This is a genomic window from Streptomyces sp. NBC_01428 (assembly GCF_036231965.1).
Taxonomy (GTDB): Bacteria; Actinomycetota; Actinomycetes; order Streptomycetales; family Streptomycetaceae; genus Streptomyces.
This window is the reverse complement of the sequence record NZ_CP109499.1, coordinates 3,824,687-3,842,294: the sequence shown is the minus strand read 5'-3', so window position 1 is coordinate 3,842,294 and position 17,608 is coordinate 3,824,687. Positions and strand designations below refer to the sequence as shown.

Genomic DNA, 17,608 nt, shown 5'->3' with positions numbered 1-17,608 from the left:
TCAGGGAGGGCCGGGGGCCTCGGTCGTACCGCGACGGACCGTTCTCGACGGCCGTCGTGAGCGTCAGTGCTGGATGACCATCGTGCTCGCGGCCTTGTCGTGCCAGCCCTGCTGGCGGCCCGACTTGTCCCAGAACGGCGACAGGTAGACCACGAGCTGGCCGATGCCGCAGACGATGCCGCCGACGAGCGGGATGATCCAGCGGATGAACGAGGCGCCCAGGCCGGGCTTCTGGCCGGTGTCGGCCTTCACCACGCGTATGCCGACGGCGAGTTTGCCGAGGGTGCCGCCGACCAGACCGGTCATCAGCCACTCGTAGAGCAGGCCCACGACGGCGAGGATGCCGATCACGGCACCGAACTTGGCGGCGATGTCGGAACCCGCGTTGTCCATGCAGGTCTGGTAGTCCACGGCGTTCGGGTCGCAGTCCTTCGCGGCACCGACGGATCCGGCCACGCCGGCGAAGCCGAGGACCACGTAGATGACGAAGAAGGCGGCGCCGTCGATCGCGCGGGCGCCGAACCGGCGTCCCATCGACGCGACCCGCGGGCCGGGTCCTGCCGGATAGCCGTAGCCGGGCTGGCCCTGCGGGTAGCCGTAACCGGCCTGGTTCGGGTCGGGGTAGCCGTATCCGGGCTGGCCCTGCTGCGGGTAGCCGTAACCCTGCTGCGGAACGCCGCCCGGTGCCTGCGGGTAGGGGGGCTGACCCTGCTGCGGGTAGGGCGGCTGTCCCTGCTGCGGATGGCCGTAGCCCGGCGGTGGGTTCTGCGGCTGTCCGTACGGGTTGTCCGGCGCGCCGAAAGACATGGCGAATTTCCTCCGTTGCAAAGGCGGGGACGAAGCGGATTGCGTGGAGGAACGTGGCGATACGAGCGGTTTGCCCCCCAGCACTGACCGCGATAGTGCGTCGTTCATCGTGATCGGAAGGGCGCATTTTGTCCAGCTCGTGAGATGAGCTGTTGTGCAGTCGCAATCTGCTTGATCACGCTCTTCGGGCGCCTGTGGCCCCGCGCCGCGTCCAGAGGTGCCCCGGATTGGAACCATGACCCCGTCATCCGGGAGGATGGGGTCATGACCGCCCAGATTCTCGATGGCAAGGCCACCGCAGCCGCGATCAAGTCCGACCTGACCGTCCGCGTGGCGGCCCTGAAGGAGAAGGGCGTCACGCCCGGCCTCGGGACGGTCCTGGTCGGCGACGACCCCGGCAGCCAGAAGTACGTCGCGGGCAAGCACCGCGACTGCGCCCAGGTCGGTATCGCCTCCATCCAGCGCGAACTGCCCGCGACCGCCACCCAGGAGGAGATCGAGGCGGTGGTCCGCGAGCTGAACGAGGACCCCGCCTGCACCGGCTACATCGTCCAGCTGCCGCTCCCCAAGGGCATCGACGAGAACCGCATTCTGGAACTGATGGACCCCGACAAGGACGCGGACGGCCTCCACCCGATGAACCTCGGGCGCCTCGTCCTCAACGAGCCGGCCCCGCTGCCCTGCACCCCGAACGGCGTCCTCACGCTCCTGCGCCGCTACGGCGTGGAGATCAAGGGCGCCGAGGTGGTGGTCGTCGGCCGCGGCGTGACCATCGGGCGTCCGATGCCGCTGCTGCTGACGCGGCGCAGCGAGAACGCCACGGTCACCCAGTGCCACACCGGCACCCGTGACCTCTCCGCCCACCTCAAGCGCGCCGACATCATCGTCGCCGCCGCCGGGTCCGCGCATCTCATCCGGGCCGAGGACGTGAAGCCGGGCGCCGCCGTCCTCGACGTCGGTGTCTCGCGCAGCGCCGAGGGCAAGATCGTCGGGGACGTCCACCCGGACGTCGCCGAGGTCGCCGCGTGGATCTCCCCGAACCCGGGCGGCGTCGGCCCGATGACCCGCGCCCAGCTGCTCGTCAACGTGGTGGAAGCGGCGGAGCGCAGTGTCGGCTGACGGCGGCACCCAGCGGTCCGGCGAGGGCGCGGCCAACGGCGCGCGCACGGCCGACGACGCCGAGGCCCGTATCGAGGAACGGTCCGCGGTGCGTGCCGGCGCGCGGGCCGAGGCCGCTCCGGCGGCGGAGAACGGGACCCGCGCCGAGCGGGCGGCCGACGCGGAGGCGCACGCCGGGGCTCCGGTCCCGGCGGAGACCGAGGTGAGCGACCCGGTCGGGACGAAGGGCGTGACGGTCGACGAGTCCGCCGCCGAGCCCGACGCCGCCGCCGAGCCTGATGTCGATGTCGATGCCGACGCCGACGCCGACGCCGATATGACGGTGCGGGACGCCGTCAGTGCTCCTGACGCCGACGGCAGGCCGCGCCGCACCACGCGGCGCTTCCCGCTGTTCACCCGGGACACCGCGCGACCCGAGGGCGGTGGCCGGGCCGCGCCCGGTGACGCCCCGGCCCCCGCGCGCCAGTGGCCGATCCTCACCGTTCTGGCGGCGGTCGGCCTCGGCCTGCTGCTCACCGCGCTCGACGTGTTCCGGGCCGGCACGATCCTGATCGGCGCCGCGCTCATCGCGGGTGCCGTGATGCGCTGGATCCTGCCGAGCGTGGGCATGCTCGCGGTCCGGTCCCGGTTCACGGACATGGTCACGTACGGCGTCCTCGGCGTCGTCATCGTGCTGCTGGCGCTCATGGCCCAGCCGAACCCCGTGCTCGTGATCCCGTTCCTCGACGACACCCTGCACTTCACGGTCCGCTGAACCGCGGCCTCACGCGGGCGCACGTGACGGTGGCCCGTCCTCTCCCCGGGGAGGACGGGCCACCGGTCTTTTCAGGTGGTCGGTGGTGCGCGGTGCGGCGTGGTCCGGTCCGTCAGCAGACGATGTACGACATCGACAGCGACGAGAACGACGTGCCGCTGGGCGCCTTCAGCGTGACGGGCGAGGAGTCGCCCTTCGGGCCCGCCCAGTTGCTGTCGACGTGGCCGCCGTTGGTGAGCTTTCCGCGGACGAACGGGCAGCGGCCGTCGGACTTGGTGTCGTGGACCGTCCCCGTGACCTTCGTGTCGTAGTTGCACCACCAGCCGTTGGCGTAGCCCTGGCCGCTGGAGATGGACCAGCTCTGGGTGCAGGAGTCGGCCGCCGGCGCCTGTACCGCGGCGCTCGCCGCGGGGGCCATGGCGAGCCCGCCGCCGAGCAGCGCGACGGCGGCCAGGGCACCCGCGACGCGGCCCCGGAGGCCCGTGTTCGTGGTGCCGGTCGTCCTGGTTGTCGTCCTCGTGGTCATGGATCCGATTCCCCTCTTCGGATGCGGTCCGGCGGTCCGCCGGCCCGTTGTTCCAAGACGGCCGGTGGTCGGCCGGTCCGTCGTGTTCCAGAACGTACGGTCCGGCGCCACCGGGACGCATCCCGCGCCGGTTGCAACTCCGTCCCCACCAGCGGAAGTAGCGGATGACGGCTCTGCAACCACCGTGGTACCGCGCTGGGTTGACGCCCGCGCCGTGCCGCGGCGCTACGCTGCGCCGATGCGCTTCCGGCCGCCCCGCCCGCTCGCCGTCGACACGCTGACAGCTCTCGCCATGGTGTGCGTGGCCGTACTCCTCGGCCAGGAGTCGGCGGCCCAGGGCTGGCCCGGACTCGACCGCACCGCCTACGTCCTGGTGGTCCTCGCGCATCTCCCGGTGGCCCTGCGCGGCAGGGCGCCGCTCGTGGTGCTCGCGGCCGTGGAGACCGCGAGCGTCGTGTACATCTCCGCCGGCTACTGGCCGGTGGTGAGCACGTTCGGCCCGATGCTCGCCCTCTACACGGTGGCCTCGGTGCGCCAGGCCCGCACCACGGCCGTGTGCGCGGGCGTGTTCGTGGCCGTGTGGGTCTACGCCGGGATCGTGAGCGACAGCGACGCCATGGCCTCCGTGGTGGCCCAGGCGCTGGTCTTCTCGGCCGTCCTGTGGCGCTTCGGCTACCTGGCCCGGCGCGCCGCCGAACTCGCCCGGGAACTCCGCGCCGAACAGGCCGAGCGGTCCCGCCGCGAGGTCGCCGAGGAACGCGGGCGCATGGCACGGGAACTGCACGACGTCGTCGCCCACCACATGTCCGTGGTCTCCGTACAGGCGGGACTCGCCCGCTTCGTCTTCGACTCCGATCCGGCCACCGCCCGCGCGGCCCTCGGCACCATCGGCGACGCCAGCGGTGACGCCCTGGAGGAACTGCGGCGCATGCTCCAGGTGTTGCGCGAGGAGGACCTGCGCGATCCGGACCGCGGGCCCGAGGCACCCATGCCGGGACTCGCGCGCCTCGGCGACCTCGTCGAGCGGGTGCGCGCCGGGGGAGTCCCCGTCGAACTGCGCGTCGAGGGCACCCCGCGTCCGCTCGCCCCGGGCGTCGAACTCTGCGCGTACCGCGTCGTGCAGGAGTCCCTCACCAACATCCTCAAGCACGCCCACCGGGCGGCGGCGGTGGTGGAACTCCGTTACGGGGAGCACGAGATGACCGTCGTGATCACGGATGACGGAGAGGGGGTGATTCCGGACAGACTGCCGCTCGGCGGCGGACACGGCTTGATTGGTATGCGCGAGCGGGCCAAGCTCTACGGCGGGACGATCAGTATCGGCCCGCGGAGCGAGGGGGGATTCGCCGTGCGGCTGACCCTGCCCACCACCGCGCGGGCCGCACGGCGGGGGGACGAGACCACGGCATGACGACAGTGCTCGTCGTCGACGACCAGTACCTGATCCGGGCCGGTCTCGTCGGGCTCCTGAACGCCGCGCCCGGTGTGGAGGTCGTCGGTGAGGCGGAGGACGGCGACGAAGCGGTACGCCTCGCCGCCGCGACCCGGCCCGACGTGATCCTCATGGACATCCGGATGCCCGGGACGAACGGCATCCTGGCCACCGAACGCATCCTCGCCGAGGCCGCCGACCCCGCTCCCCGCATCCTCGTCCTGACCACCTTCGACCTCGACGAGTACGTGTACGGGGCGCTGCGGGCCGGCGCGTCCGGGTTCCTGCTGAAGGACTCGGGGCCCGAGCGGCTGCTCGCCGCGGTGGCCGCGGTCGGCGGCGGCGACGCGCTCTTCGCGCCCAGCGTCACCCGCCGCCTCGTGGAGGCCTTCGCCCGCCAGGCCGGTCCCGTCCCGGACGCGGAGGCGCCGCCCGACCTCGCCGCGCTGACCTCCCGCGAGGTCGAGGTCCTCAAGCTCATCGCCGGCGGCCTGTCCAACCTGGAGATCGCCGACCGCCTGTACATCAGCGAGGCGACGGTCAAGACCCACCTCAACCGGACGATGACCAAACTCGCGCTGGACAGCCGGGCCCAGGCGGTCGTCGTCGCCTACGAGACGGGACTCGTCACGCCGGGCCGGTGAGCGCGGGCGCGGCCGGTCCGGGGCACGGGTCACCGGTCATGGGCCGTGGGTCATGGGTCACGGAGCGCGGACGGCGGTCCGGGTACGACAGCGGCCCGTCCTCTCCCCCGAGTAAGGACGGGCCGCGATCGGGCGGGTGGACCGCCTGGGGTCAACCCTTGTGCACCGGGCAGGCCCGTTCAACAGTCGGCCGGTCCCTGTGGCACGGAAGTGACCGTTCCGGTACGGTGTCCGCGCCCTGCTACGGGAACCGCCCGACTGGAGCCGCCGGAACGGCAGTTGGGGCGGGGTCGGGACGCCGGTCGGGGCGGCTGGGCGAGTGCCCCGCCGGGCCGTCGCCACCCGTCCCGCTGTCCGTTGTCGCTGTCGGTGTCCACCGCCCGGCGCCTCCTTCGTTCCGGACCGGTCGTCCGCCCTGCGGCTCCTGACCGCTTCTGTGGCCTCTGAGGTCACCCATGTGTCCTCGTTGTGTCGATGTGTTGACAAGTTTGGTGATGTGCGCCGAACGGCCTGTTCGTACGGGCTGCCGATGGAACACTGGATCGTGGTCCGGGTGGCGCACGACGGTGCCCGTCCCGGCCTGAATGCACCCGTGCGCCCCCGTTCCGGGAACTGGAGACCGGAGCGGGCGCATCCCTGTGGGTAGCCAGAACGGGGACGCGGCGGGAGACGGTGTCGTCTCCCGCCCGACACGGCGACCGGGAGCAGGGGGAGACGCACGCGGGGGAAACGTCGTGCACGAAACGGGGGAAGAGGGGGGAAGGAATGCCTCGTTGGAAAGGCCTGCCGGACGAACTCGATCCGCAGGTCAAGGAGTTCGCCGGACAACTGCGACGGCTCGTCGACCGGAGCGGGTTGAGCATCGCCGCCGTGGCCGACCGCACGGGCTACAGCAAGACGTCCTGGGAGCGCTATCTGAACGGGCGGCTGCTCGCGCCCAAGGGAGCGATCGTCGCGCTCTCCGAGGTGACCGGGGCGAGCCCCGTCCACCTCACGACCATGTGGGAGCTGGCCGAGCGCGCCTGGAGCCGCTCCGAGATGCGGCACGACATGACGATGGAGGCGATCCGGATATCCCAGGCGCGCGCCGCGCTCGGGGAGTTCGGGCCGGCGGCCGGTGCCAAGGGAGGCGCCGCGAGCGGGGGCGGCGGGCGGCAGGCCACGGCCGGCCGACGGGCCGGCAGCGCGACCGCGACGCCGGGGATCGCCGGGCCGGCGGGGGTCTCACCCACGATTCCGCCGAAGGCGACACCCTCGACGACGCCCTCGGTGTCGCCGTCCGTGCCGCTCCAGCCGACCGGACGGGACGGGGGCGAACCGTCGTACGGGGGGACGTCGTCGTCCCGGCCGGGCTCGGGCTCGGGCTCACGTTCGGGAGGTGGAGCGGGACCCGGTGGTGGCGGCTGGGGGGTTGTCGCGCCGCCGCGCGGCGGCGCGACAACCGGTGCGCCCGGTGAGCCCGGGACGGACGCGGCGGCCGGGGAGCCGTCGCCGCAGGACGCGCGGCCCGTGGGGGCGGGGGAGGACCGCGCGCGGCGCAAGCGGCGGCTGGTGATGTTCCTCGCGGGGGTCGTGGGGGCCCTGGTGGTCGTCGCCGTGGCCGTGTACCTCACCGGCGGCGGGGACAAGAAGGAAGCCGGCGGTACCCGGAAGTCGCCGGCGGTGTCCGCGAGCACCCAGCCCGATCTGCCGCCCGGCGTGAAGTGCGCCGGGGCCCCGTGCACCGGCAAGGACCCGGAGAACATGGGCTGCGGCGGTGAGTTGGCCACGACCACCACCAGCGTGACGGTGGGCACCACGCTGGTGGAGGTGCGCTACAGCAGGACGTGCGGGGCCGCTTGGGCGCGGATCACGCGGGCGGCGCCGGGGGACCGGGTCGACGTGTCGTCCGGGACCGCGGCGCGGCAGACGGGGGCGGTCGACGCGGACACGGACGCGTACACGCCGATGGTCGCGGTCAAGGACGCGGGGGACGCGCGGGCCTGCGCGACGCTGAAGGCCGGGCAGAAGGGCTGCACGAAGTAGGGCCCCTCACGTACGGGAAGAGTCAGCCCCTCCGGCGTTCGGGGAGCGGAGTCCGGGGCCGGAGTCCCGGGTTCGGGCCGGTAGGGGCGGAGGCGGCCGAGGGGGCGAATGAAGGTCTGCCGGGGGCCTCGGAGAAATGTCCGCCGGAAGATGAATGAGTTCGCGCGAAGGGGGCAGGCGAGCCGTACCCCCACGGGATCCGGTGCTGTCGGGAGAGGGCGAAACCGCCTCCCCCGACCCCGGCACCCACCTGGCGGTCGCCGAGCTCACCCCCTCTCCCGGGCCCGGCGACCGCCTCCCCCCTGGGATCTGTGGGGTGGGCCACACGGACCCGGACGTACGGGGTCCCGGATGCGCGATAGCCTGACGGCGGATCTCTCTTGACGCCGAGAGATCGATCATCGAACTCCTTGATCGATCATTGCGGCGGTTGCCGGGGAAGATCCTGCACCCGGGGCAGGGACGCCCCACCGCCTGCTGTCATACGGAGAACGCCATGACCCGCACTCCCGTGAACGTCACCGTCACCGGCGCGGCCGGCCAGATCGGTTACGCCCTGCTCTTCCGCATCGCCTCCGGCCAGCTGCTCGGCGCGGACGTGCCGGTCAAGCTGCGCCTCCTGGAGATCACGCCGGCGCTGAAGGCCGCCGAGGGCACCGCCATGGAGCTCGACGACTGCGCCTTCCCGCTCCTCCAGGGCATCGACATCACGGACGACCCGAACGTCGCCTTCGACGGCACCAACGTCGGCCTCCTCGTCGGCGCCCGCCCCCGTACCAAGGGCATGGAGCGCGGCGACCTGCTCTCCGCCAACGGCGGCATCTTCAAGCCGCAGGGCAAGGCCATCAACGACAACGCCGCGGACGACGTCAAGATCCTGGTCGTCGGCAACCCGGCGAACACGAACGCGCTCATCGCGCAGGCCGCCGCCCCGGACGTACCCGCCGAGCGCTTCACGGCGATGACGCGTCTGGACCACAACCGCGCGCTGACCCAGCTCGCGAAGAAGACCGGCAGCACGGTCGCCGACATCCAGCGTCTGACGATCTGGGGCAACCACTCCGCCACGCAGTACCCCGACATCTTCCACGCCACGGTGGGCGGCAAGAACGCGGCCGAGGTCGTCAACGACGAGAAGTGGCTCGCCGAGGACTTCATCCCGACCGTCGCCAAGCGTGGCGCCGCGATCATCGAGGCCCGTGGCGCGTCCTCGGCCGCCTCCGCCGCCAACGCCGCCATCGACCACGTGTACACCTGGGTCAACGGCACGGCGGACGGCGACTGGACCTCCATGGGTATCCCGTCGGACGGTTCGTACGGCGTGCCGGAGGGCCTCATCTCGTCCTTCCCCGTCACCACGAAGGACGGCCGCTACGAGATCGTCCAGGGCCTGGACATCAACGAGTTCTCCCGCGCCCGCATCGACGCCTCCGTCAAGGAGCTCGAGGAGGAGCGCGAGGCGGTCCGCGGTCTCGGCCTGATCTGATCTGACCTGCCCGGACCGCCTCCGCGGAGGCGGTCCCCGGCGGTGAACCACGACGCCCGGACGGCGAAAACCGTCCGGGCGTCCGTGCGTTGGTGCTCCTCGGAGCGTTGGTGCTCGTCGGGTGACGGTGCTCCGCGGGCGTCGGGGCTACTCCAGCCCCCGCTTCCCCGGCGCCCAGAACGGCTTCGTCACCACCGTGCGCCGGTCCCAGCCGGATTCCTGGACGAGGATCCGCTTCACGCTCTGCACGGTCCGGGCCTCGCCCGCGACGTACGCGACGCCGCCCGGCGGCGGGTTCAGCCCCCGTACCGCGTCGGCGAGGGAGCCGGTGCCGCGCAGCGTCCAGCCGAGGCGGTCCGCGTGCGGGAGCGGGAGCCTGTCCTCGGGGGTCCGCGTCTCCAGGCAGCCCGAGACGTCCGCCGACGCGGGCAGCGCCGCCAGCATCGAACCGAACGCGACCGACGCCGTCTCGTCCCCGACGAACACATGGCGCGTCGCGTCCGGACGCAGCACGAACGACCCCTCGGGCCCGCCGAATCGGACCGTGTCCCCGGTGCGCACGCTCCGTCCCCAACGGGCCCCGGGCCCCGCGCCCTCGTGGTCCAGCACGCACAACTCGACGGCGCCGGCGGGGTCGTAGCGCCAGACCGAGTACGTCCGCCGGGTCAGCGTGCCCTCCACCAGGACCCGCACCTGTTGTCCCGGACGTGGATCGAGGCCGGTCAGGGCGGGGCCCTCGACGCGCAGACGCCGCATGCGCGCGGCCACCGGTTCGGCCTCGGTGACCCTGCCCTGGAGCATCAGCCGGTCGAGGACGCGTGTGAGCAGCGCGGGCATCGAATACTCCTCGGGGGAGGGGGTGTTGGGGCGTGAGTGGAGGGCGCGCTGTCACCGTAGAGGTGTCTGCGGGCGGGTTCCAGCGCGGGTTCCTCACCGGACGCGTGCGCGCGGCTCGGCACTCGCAGGGAAGGGGAAGGCTCGACCGGCCGGCAGAGCGCGGGACGTGCTGTGCGGGCGGACGGGGCTGGTGGGGCGTACGGAAAGTACGCATCGAACAGACGTGCTTTGTCGCCATAAAGAGGGGTGCGTCGGGGGTGAACGTCACTATCGTCGTTGCGTACGGTCCGCCCGGGGCAGGGGAGCGGCCGGGTCCGGCGATCAGGCGTCGGGGCTCGGCCGGCGGACGGGGCCGTGCCGGAGCGGGGGTGACGGGATGGCGCAGCGATGGGACGCGGACCGTCGGCAGTGGGTCGACGACGGTGACGAGGGCGACGGCCGTGAGGACCGGGACCCTGCGAGTCCTGCCGACGGTGGCCGGGGGCAGGGGGACGGGGAGCAGCGGAACGGCGCGTGGTGGGCCGCCGCCACCCAGGCCGGGACCGTGCGGCCCGACCTGTACCCGCCGCCGCCCGCCGGGACGCCCGAGGGGCCCGTCGGTCCGCCGCCGTCGCCGCAGCGGTCCTGGCCGCCCCAGCAGCAGTCGCCCGCCTGGTCGCCGCCCGTCCAGCCGTGGCCCGGGGGCGGTGCGCCCCCGTCCGACGGGGGCCAGGGGCAGGGGCCCGGGGACTCGCGGCGGCTGTTGCTGGTGATCGTCGCCGTGGCCGTTCTCGCGGGCGGCGTCGGGGGCGGGCTCTGGGCCCTCACCAGGGACGACGCGGCGAACCGTGGGACGCGGGGCGCATCGGCCGGACCCGCCGTGACTGTCACGGCGACCACCGGTGTCCCCTCGGACGGCCCCTACAACACCGGTGACGAGGGCGCCTACGCCGATCCGGCCTCGCCCACCGCCCCGGCGCCGTCCCCCGGATACAGCAGGGCCGTCGATCCGCTCGGCTACACCGTGGACGTGCCCGTCGGCTGGGCGCGCGACCAGACCCAGGGGAAGCTGGCGCCCGTCGTCACCTACACGGCCCCCGGCGGCGACCGCAAGCTCATGGTGTTCCCGGTCAAGGAGGTCTCCGTGACGGACTCCTCGGCGCAGGCCCAGGACATCGCGGAGGGGTTCAAGGGCTACCGGTACCTGAACCGGCGGAGCGGCGCCGACTGGGCGGAGTTCAGCTACCGCTACGACAGCAGGCAGTTCGGGGCCACCGAGACCATCGACCACCGCTTCCAGGCCGCGGACGGCACGCCGTACGCCATCGTCGCCAGCGGCCCCGCCGGTACGGACATGAGCGACCGGCTCACGACGGCCGTGGACTCCTTCTGCCCGACCGGGTCCGCCTGCGGCACCTGAGCACCGCCGCACGGCCTGTGATTCGCCCCTTCTCATCCTGTTTTGGTGGGTTTTTCCGTGACCTGGCGCACTTTCGGTGTCCGGTTGTGCATGCATCCGAGGCCGATGGGCATGTGCTCACGGCCCCCGGGGTCACACCTGTGTGACTCAGGGGCGTCGAACAGGAACGGAAGGCAACACCGATCATGGCCGGACAGCAGCAGGCAGAACAGACCATCCACGTGGGCGGCGAGTGGCGTGCGGCGCTCTCCGGCGCGACGCGCGAGATCCTCGACCCCGCCGATGCCCAGCCGTTCGCCGTGGTCGCGGAGGGCGACGAGAAGGACACCGACCTCGCGGTGGCCGCCGCCCGCAGGGCCTTCGACGAGGGCCCCTGGCCGCACACCCCGGTCGCCGACCGCGCCGCCCTGCTGCGCCGCGTCGCCGATCTCCTCGTCCGCGACCGCGAGGAACTCGGCCTGCTGGAGAGCCGGGACGCGGGCAAGACCGTGGAGGAGGGGCGCGTCGACATCGACTGTGTCGCCGACGCCTTCCGCTACTTCGCCGACCTCGTCGTGGGCGAGGGTGGCGGACGCGTGGTCGACGCGGGCTCGGCCGACATCCACAGCGTCGTCGTGCACGAACCCGTCGGCGTCTGCGCGCTGATCACCCCCTGGAACTACCCCCTCCTCCAGGCCAGTTGGAAGATCGCCCCGGCGCTCGCCGCGGGCAACACCTTCGTGGTCAAGCCCAGCGAGATCACCCCGCTGACCACCGTCGCCCTGCTCGCCCTGCTCGCCGAGGCGGGCCTGCCCGACGGGGTGGCGGGAATCGTCACCGGCCCCGGCCACACGGTCGGCGCCCGCCTCGCCGAGCACCCCGACGTCGACCTCGTCTCCTTCACCGGCGGCCTGGTCAGCGGCACGAAGGTCGCGCACGCCGCCGCCGACACCGTCAAGAAGGTCGCGCTCGAACTCGGCGGCAAGAACCCCAACGTCGTCTTCGCCGACGCCTGCGCCACCGAGGAGGGCTTCGACACCGCCGTCGACCAGGCCCTCAACGCCGCCTTCATCCACAGCGGCCAGGTCTGCTCGGCGGGCTCGCGCCTCATCGTCGAGGAGTCCGTGCGCGAGCGCTTCGTCGCCGAACTCGCCCGCAGGGCAGGCGCGATCCGGCTCGGCCGCGGCACCGAGGACGGCGTGGAGTGCGGCCCGCTCGTCTCCGCGCAGCAGCGCGAGAAGACGGAGGCGTACGTCGCCTCCGCGCTGGCCGAGGGAGCGGTGCTGCGGTCCGGCGGCAAGCGGCCCGACCCGTCCGACGTCCGGCCCGCCACCGGCTACTTCTACGAGCCGACCGTCCTCGACCAGTGCCACCGCGAGATGCGCGTGGTCCGCGAGGAGGTCTTCGGACCCGTCCTGACCGTGGAGACGTTCGCCACCGAGGACGAGGCCGTCGCCCTCGCCAACGACACCGAGTACGGCCTCGCCGGCGCCGTCTGGACCGCCGACGCCGGCCGCGCGCGCCGTGTCGCCGGCCGACTGCGGCACGGCACGGTCTGGATCAACGACTTCCACCCCTACCTCCCGCAGGCGGAGTGGGGCGGCTTCGGCAAGAGCGGCGTCGGACGCGAACTCGGCCCGGCCGGACTCGCCGAGTACCGCGAGACCAAGCACGTCTACCAGAACCTCGCGCCACAGCCCGTTCGCTGGTTCGCCGGCTGAACCCCGCAGGGCCGGCCTCGCTCGCCGGCCCGACGACCGACGGCACGGCGCCGGACGCCCGGCCACCGTCCCCGCGGGCGACGCACCGATCCGCCGCCCGGCGCGGACCCGTACCCCGACGTCCCCGGCGCCCCCCGTCCCCATTCCCGTCCGCATCTTCGTCCCCCTCCCCAACCCCCCACCGCACAAGGCACCTTGGAGCACATTCCATGTCCCAGCACGAGAACAGGTACGACTACGTCGTCATCGGCGGCGGCACGGCGGGCTCCGTGATCGCGTCCCGCCTCACCGAGAACCCCGACGTCACCGTCGCCGTCATCGAGGGCGGGCCCAGCGACGTGGGCCGCGACGACGTCCTGACCCTGCGCCGCTGGATGGGCCTGCTCGGCGGGGAACTCGACTACGACTACCCGACGACCGAACAGCCACGCGGCAACTCCCACATCCGGCACAGCCGCGCCCGGGTGCTCGGCGGCTGCTCGTCGCACAACACCCTCATCGCGTTCAAGCCGCTGCCGTCCGACTGGGACGAGTGGGAGGCGGCCGGCGCCAAGGGCTGGGGCGCGGTCCCGATGGAGGCGTACTTCGCGCGGCTCCTCAACAACATCGTGCCGGTCGACGAGAAGGACCGGAACGCCATCGCCCGCGACTTCGTGGACGCCGCGCGGACCGCGCTCGACGTGCCCCGCGTCGAGGGCTTCAACCAGAAGCCGTTCACCGAGGGCGTCGGCTTCTTCGACCTCGCGTACCACCCGGAGAACAACAAGCGCTCCAGCGCCTCCGTCGCGTACCTGCACCCCGTGATGGACGAACGCCCCAATCTCACGCTCCTGCTGGAGACCTGGGCGTACAAGCTGGAACTCGACGGGACCCGCGTCACCGGCGTCCACGTCCGCACGAAGGACGGCGAAGAGGTCCTCGTGAGCGCGAAGAACGAGGTCCTGCTCTGCGCGGGCGCCGTCGACTCCCCGCGCCTGCTGCTGCACTCCGGCATCGGCCCCGCCGGTGACCTGGAGGAACTGGACATCCCCGTCGTGCACGACCTGCCCGGCGTCGGCGAGAACCTCCTCGACCACCCCGAGTCCGTGATCGTCTGGGAGACCAACGGGCCGATCCCCGAGAACTCCGCGATGGACTCCGACGCGGGCCTCTTCGTGCGCCGCGACCCCGAACAGCAGGGCCCCGACCTGATGTTCCACTTCTACCAGATCCCGTTCACGGACAACCCCGAGCGCCTCGGCTACGAACGCCCCGCGCACGGCGTCTCGATGACCCCCAACATCCCCAAGCCGCGCAGCCGCGGCCGCCTCTACCTGACGAGCGCCGACCCGGCCGTCAAGCCCGCCCTCGACTTCCGGTACTTCACGGACGAGGACGACTACGACGGCCGCACCCTCGTCGACGGCATCAAGATCGCCCGCGAGATAGCCAAGGCCGAGCCGCTCGCCGGCTGGCTCAAGCGCGAGGTCTGCCCCGGCCCCGCCGTCACGGACGACGAGGAACTCAGCGCGTACGCACGCCAGGTCGCGCACACCGTCTACCACCCGGCGGGCACCTGCCGGATGGGCGAGGCGTCCGACGAACACGCGGTCGTCGACCCCGAGTTGAGGGTCCGCGGCCTCGACGGCATCCGGATCGCCGACGCCTCCGTCTTCCCGACCATGCCCGCCGTGAACCCGATGATCGGGGTGCTCATGGTCGGCGAGAAGGCCGCCGAACTGATCGGAGGCGGTGCGTGATGAGTACGACCACCGACGTGAACCCGTCCGCCGAGGACGACAGCACGGCAGTCGGCACCCCAACCACCCGGCCCGGCGAAGGAGTCGAGATGAGCGGCGACGAGACCCAGCCCGTCTTCTCCGTACAGAACCTGTGGAAGGTGTTCGGCCCCAAGGCCGACCGCGTCCCCGGCGACCCCGAACTCGCCTCGCTCGACGCCGCCGAACTCCGCGAGGCCACCGGCTGCACCGCCGCCGTCCGCGACGTCAGCTTCGACGTCCGCAAGGGCGAGGTCTTCGTCGTCATGGGCCTGTCCGGCTCGGGCAAGTCCACCCTCGTCCGCTGCCTCACCCGGCTCATCGAGCCGACCTCGGGCCGTCTCGCCATCGACGGCGAGGACGTCCTCGCCATGGACAAGGGCCGGCTGCGCGAACTGCGCCGCCACCGCGCCGCCATGGTCTTCCAGCACTTCGGCCTGCTGCCGCACCGCTCCGTCCTCGACAACGTCGCCTACGGCCTGGAGATCCAGGGCGTGCCGCGTGAGGAACGCCGCGCGAAGGCCGCCGAGGTCGTCGCCAAGGTCGGCCTGGAAGGCATGGAACAGCGCAGGCCCGGACAGCTCTCCGGCGGTCAGCAGCAGCGCGTCGGGCTGGCCCGCGCACTCGCCGTCGACCCCGAGGTCCTGCTCTTCGACGAGCCGTTCAGCGCGCTCGACCCGATGATCCGGCGGGACATGCAGGAGGAGGTCGTCCGGCTGCACCACGAGGAGGGCCGCACGATGGTCTTCATCACCCACGACCTCTCCGAGGCACTGCGCCTCGGTGACCGCATCGCCCTGATGCGCGACGGACGGATCGTCCAGCTCGGCACCCCCGAGGAGATCGTCGGCTCCCCGGCCGACGACTACGTCCGCGAGTTCGTCCGGGACGTACCCCGCGAGCAGGTCATGACCGTCCGCACCGCCATGCGGCCCGGCGACTGCGGCGCGGCCGACCACCCCGGCGCCCTCGCCCCCGGCACCGTCGTCGCCGACGCCATCAAGACGGTCTCCGGCAGCGGACGCGCCGCCTGCGTCGTCCAGGACGGCCGCTGCCTCGGCGTCGTCGACCACGAACGGCTGCTCGCCGTCGTCGCCGGCTCCGACCTGAACGCCGGCACGGACACCCGGACCGGCGCGGACCCACGCGCCGGGGCGGACCTGCGGAAGGAGGCGGTGTGATGGCCACAGTCACCGCGTCCGCCCCCCGCACCGTCCTGCCCGCCCGCCTCCGGCACCCCGCCGTCGGCAAACTCCTGCTCCTCGCCGTCGTCGCCGCGGTCCTCGTGCCGCTCGCCGACGCCCGCTGGGCCAGCGGCAGCTGGCCGCACGCCCTCACCGTCGACCTGACCGAACCGCTCGGCAAGGCCAGCGACTGGATCATCGACAACCGCGACAGCCACCCGCTGTTCCTCTACTTCTTCGGCTACGTCAGCAACGCCGTCGTCCTCTCCGTACGCGGCGTCTACCTGCTGCTCCTCGCGGCCGGCTGGGCCGGAGTGACCGCCGTCGCCGCCGTGGTGGCCTGGCGCGCCGCCGGGGTCCGGCTCGCGCTCGGCACCGGCGCCGCGTTCCTCGCCTGCGGACTGCTCGGCATGTGGGTGCCCACCATGCAGACCCTCGCGGTCATGGTGGTCGCCGTCCTCGCCTCCGTCGTCCTCGGCGCCCTGCTCGGCCTCGCCGCCGGGCTCTCCGACCGCACCCACCGCGCGCTGCGCCCCGTCCTGGACACCATGCAGGTGCTCCCGGCCTTCGCGTACCTGCTGCCGGTCGTGCTGGTCTTCGGCATCGGCGTCCCCGCGGCCGTCCTCGCCACCGTCGTCTACGCCGCGCCGCCCATGGCCCGCCTCACCGCGCTCGGACTGCGCGACGCCGACGAGGGCGTGATGGAGGCCGTCGCCTCGCTCGGCGCCACGGCCCGCCAGCGCCTGCTCACCGCCCGCCTCCCGCTGGCCCGCAAGGAACTCCTCCTCGGCCTCAACCAGACGATCATGATGGCGCTGTCCATGGCCGTCATCGCGTCCGTCATCGGCGCCGGCGGTCTCGGTGACCGCGTCTACCAGGCCCTCGCCTCCGTCGACGTGGGCGCCGCCCTCTCCGCCGGCATCCCGATCGTGCTCCTCGCCGTCGTCCTCGACCGCGTCACCGGCGCGGCCGGCGAACGCCTCGGCGAGGCCCGCACGAGCACCCCCTGGCTGTACGGAGCGGCGGCCGCGGTGGTCGTGGCCGTCGCCGGGCGACTCGCCGGCCGGCTGGACTGGCCCGACGCCTGGGTCGTCAACATCGCCGAGCCGGTGAACAACGCCGTCGACTGGATGACCGACCACCTCTACTCGGGCGTCCCCTACATCGGCGGCACCGCCGACTGGGCCGGCCACTTCACCACCTGGGTCCTCGACCCCGTCCGGGACGGCCTCCAGTGGCTGCCCTGGTGGTCGGTGCTGCTGATCGTCGCCGCCCTGGCCTGGCTCATCGGCACCTGGCGCACCGCGCTCACCGCCGTCCTCGCCATGGCCGCCATCGGCGTCCTCGGTGTGTGGAAGCCGTCCCTCGACACGCTGTCGCAGGTGCTCGCCGCCGTCGCCGTCACCCTCGTGATCGGCTTCGCCGTCGGCATCGCCGCGGCCCGCAGCGAACGCTTCGAGCGACTGCTCCGGCCGGTCCTCGACGTCTTCCAGACCATGCCGCAGTTCGTGTACCTCATCCCCGTCGTCGCGCTGTTCGGCGTCGGCCGCGCACCCGCCGTCGCCGCGGCCGTGGTCTACGCGCTGCCCGCCGTCGTCCGCATCACGACGCAGGGACTGCGCGCCGTCGACCCGGCGGCCATGGAGGCCTCGCGCTCGCTCGGCGCGACCCCCGCGCAGCAACTGCGCCAGGTCCAGCTCCCGCTCGCGCGCCCGGCGCTGCAACTCGCCGTCAACCAGGGCGTCGTCCTGGTCCTCGCCGTCGTCATCATCGGCGGCCTGGTCGGCGGTGGCGCGCTCGGCTACGACGTCGTGTTCGGCCTCGCCCAGGGCGACCTCGCCACCGGCCTGGTCGCCGGCGCCGCGATCGTCTGCCTCGGCCTGATGCTCGACCGGGTGACCCAGCCCACCGAACGCCGCGTGAGGAAGGGAGCCTGAC

The 17,608-nt window shown here is 72.8% G+C and carries 14 protein-coding genes; 11 read left to right on the top strand and 3 right to left on the bottom strand.

Annotated features, from left to right (window positions below):
- Nucleotides 1–63 precede the first annotated feature (63 nt).
- Nucleotides 64–807, bottom strand: a complete 744-nt coding sequence (locus tag OG406_RS16575; protein WP_326842510.1) for an RDD family protein — start codon at nt 805–807, stop codon at nt 64–66.
- Between the two features lie 264 nt (nt 808–1,071).
- Here OG406_RS16575 and OG406_RS16570 point away from each other — a divergent pair, with 264 nt between their 5' ends.
- Entirely contained in the window at nt 1,072–1,926 is an 855-nt protein-coding gene (locus OG406_RS16570; protein ID WP_081218974.1) for a bifunctional methylenetetrahydrofolate dehydrogenase/methenyltetrahydrofolate cyclohydrolase, read from the top strand.
- 229 nt (nt 1,927–2,155) lie between these two features.
- Nucleotides 2,156–2,680, top strand: coding sequence for a DUF3017 domain-containing protein (locus OG406_RS16565; protein WP_329190838.1), 525 nt, complete (start codon nt 2,156–2,158; stop codon nt 2,678–2,680).
- A 112-nt stretch (nt 2,681–2,792) separates the two neighbouring features.
- Here OG406_RS16565 and OG406_RS16560 read toward each other — a convergent pair whose 3' ends face one another.
- Entirely contained in the window at nt 2,793–3,206 is a 414-nt protein-coding gene (locus tag OG406_RS16560; RefSeq protein ID WP_267048342.1) for a hypothetical protein, read from the bottom strand.
- 238 nt (nt 3,207–3,444) lie between these two features.
- Between OG406_RS16560 and OG406_RS16555 the strand changes: the two genes are divergently transcribed.
- The 4 genes from OG406_RS16555 to OG406_RS16540 all read left to right on the top strand — a co-directional run bounded on the left by OG406_RS16555 (nt 3,445) and on the right by OG406_RS16540 (nt 8,793).
- Nucleotides 3,445–4,617, top strand: a complete 1,173-nt coding sequence (locus OG406_RS16555; protein WP_164370415.1) for a sensor histidine kinase — start codon at nt 3,445–3,447, stop codon at nt 4,615–4,617.
- Nucleotides 4,614–5,282, top strand: coding sequence for a response regulator (locus OG406_RS16550; RefSeq protein WP_266615940.1), 669 nt, complete (start codon nt 4,614–4,616; stop codon nt 5,280–5,282). Before OG406_RS16555 ends, OG406_RS16550 begins: the two co-directional genes overlap by 4 nt.
- Nucleotides 5,283–6,047: 765 nt before the next feature.
- Entirely contained in the window at nt 6,048–7,307 is a 1,260-nt protein-coding gene (locus tag OG406_RS16545) for a helix-turn-helix domain-containing protein (protein ID WP_329186405.1), read from the top strand.
- 496 nt (nt 7,308–7,803) lie between these two features.
- Nucleotides 7,804–8,793 carry a malate dehydrogenase gene (locus OG406_RS16540; protein ID WP_164369350.1) on the top strand — a complete coding sequence of 330 codons (990 nt, stop codon included), beginning with the start codon at nt 7,804–7,806 and terminating at the stop codon, nt 8,791–8,793.
- Nucleotides 8,794–8,940: 147 nt separating this feature from the next.
- Here the strand turns inward: OG406_RS16540 and OG406_RS16535 are convergent, their stop codons facing one another.
- The gene (locus tag OG406_RS16535; RefSeq protein WP_329186403.1) at nt 8,941–9,630 is read right to left on the bottom strand and encodes a siderophore-interacting protein; all 690 of its coding nucleotides are present in this window, start codon (nt 9,628–9,630) and stop codon (nt 8,941–8,943) included.
- Between the two features lie 376 nt (nt 9,631–10,006).
- Between OG406_RS16535 and OG406_RS16530 the strand changes: the two genes are divergently transcribed.
- The 5 genes from OG406_RS16530 to OG406_RS16510 all read left to right on the top strand — a co-directional run bounded on the left by OG406_RS16530 (nt 10,007) and on the right by OG406_RS16510 (nt 17,607).
- Nucleotides 10,007–11,029: a hypothetical protein gene (locus OG406_RS16530; RefSeq protein ID WP_329186401.1), complete on the top strand. Its 1,023-nt coding sequence runs from the start codon at nt 10,007–10,009 to the stop codon at nt 11,027–11,029.
- A 185-nt stretch (nt 11,030–11,214) separates the two neighbouring features.
- Nucleotides 11,215–12,729, top strand: a complete 1,515-nt coding sequence (locus OG406_RS16525) for an aldehyde dehydrogenase family protein (RefSeq protein ID WP_329186400.1) — start codon at nt 11,215–11,217, stop codon at nt 12,727–12,729.
- A gap of 209 nt (nt 12,730–12,938) precedes the next feature.
- Nucleotides 12,939–14,468, top strand: a complete 1,530-nt coding sequence (locus OG406_RS16520; RefSeq protein ID WP_266615952.1) for a GMC family oxidoreductase — start codon at nt 12,939–12,941, stop codon at nt 14,466–14,468.
- Between the two features lie 89 nt (nt 14,469–14,557).
- Nucleotides 14,558–15,667, top strand: coding sequence for a quaternary amine ABC transporter ATP-binding protein (locus OG406_RS16515; RefSeq protein WP_266620190.1), 1,110 nt, complete (start codon nt 14,558–14,560; stop codon nt 15,665–15,667).
- Entirely contained in the window at nt 15,667–17,607 is a 1,941-nt protein-coding gene (locus tag OG406_RS16510; protein ID WP_329186398.1) for an ABC transporter permease, read from the top strand. Before OG406_RS16515 ends, OG406_RS16510 begins: the two co-directional genes overlap by 1 nt.
- Nucleotide 17,608 lies beyond the last annotated feature (1 nt).

Coding starts and splice junctions, on each gene's coding strand:
- OG406_RS16575 (WP_326842510.1), bottom strand. CDS start 807: ATGTCTTTCGGCGCGCCGGACAACCCGTACGGACAGCCGCAGAACCCA.
- OG406_RS16570 (WP_081218974.1), top strand. CDS start 1,072: ATGACCGCCCAGATTCTCGATGGCAAGGCCACCGCAGCCGCGATCAAG.
- OG406_RS16560 (WP_267048342.1), bottom strand. CDS start 3,206: ATGACCACGAGGACGACAACCAGGACGACCGGCACCACGAACACGGGC.
- OG406_RS16555 (WP_164370415.1), top strand. CDS start 3,445: ATGCGCTTCCGGCCGCCCCGCCCGCTCGCCGTCGACACGCTGACAGCT.
- OG406_RS16550 (WP_266615940.1), top strand. CDS start 4,614: ATGACGACAGTGCTCGTCGTCGACGACCAGTACCTGATCCGGGCCGGT.
- OG406_RS16545 (WP_329186405.1), top strand. CDS start 6,048: ATGCCTCGTTGGAAAGGCCTGCCGGACGAACTCGATCCGCAGGTCAAG.
- OG406_RS16540 (WP_164369350.1), top strand. CDS start 7,804: ATGACCCGCACTCCCGTGAACGTCACCGTCACCGGCGCGGCCGGCCAG.
- OG406_RS16535 (WP_329186403.1), bottom strand. CDS start 9,630: ATGCCCGCGCTGCTCACACGCGTCCTCGACCGGCTGATGCTCCAGGGC.
- OG406_RS16530 (WP_329186401.1), top strand. CDS start 10,007: ATGGCGCAGCGATGGGACGCGGACCGTCGGCAGTGGGTCGACGACGGT.
- OG406_RS16525 (WP_329186400.1), top strand. CDS start 11,215: ATGGCCGGACAGCAGCAGGCAGAACAGACCATCCACGTGGGCGGCGAG.
- OG406_RS16520 (WP_266615952.1), top strand. CDS start 12,939: ATGTCCCAGCACGAGAACAGGTACGACTACGTCGTCATCGGCGGCGGC.
- OG406_RS16515 (WP_266620190.1), top strand. CDS start 14,558: ATGAGCGGCGACGAGACCCAGCCCGTCTTCTCCGTACAGAACCTGTGG.
- OG406_RS16510 (WP_329186398.1), top strand. CDS start 15,667: ATGGCCACAGTCACCGCGTCCGCCCCCCGCACCGTCCTGCCCGCCCGC.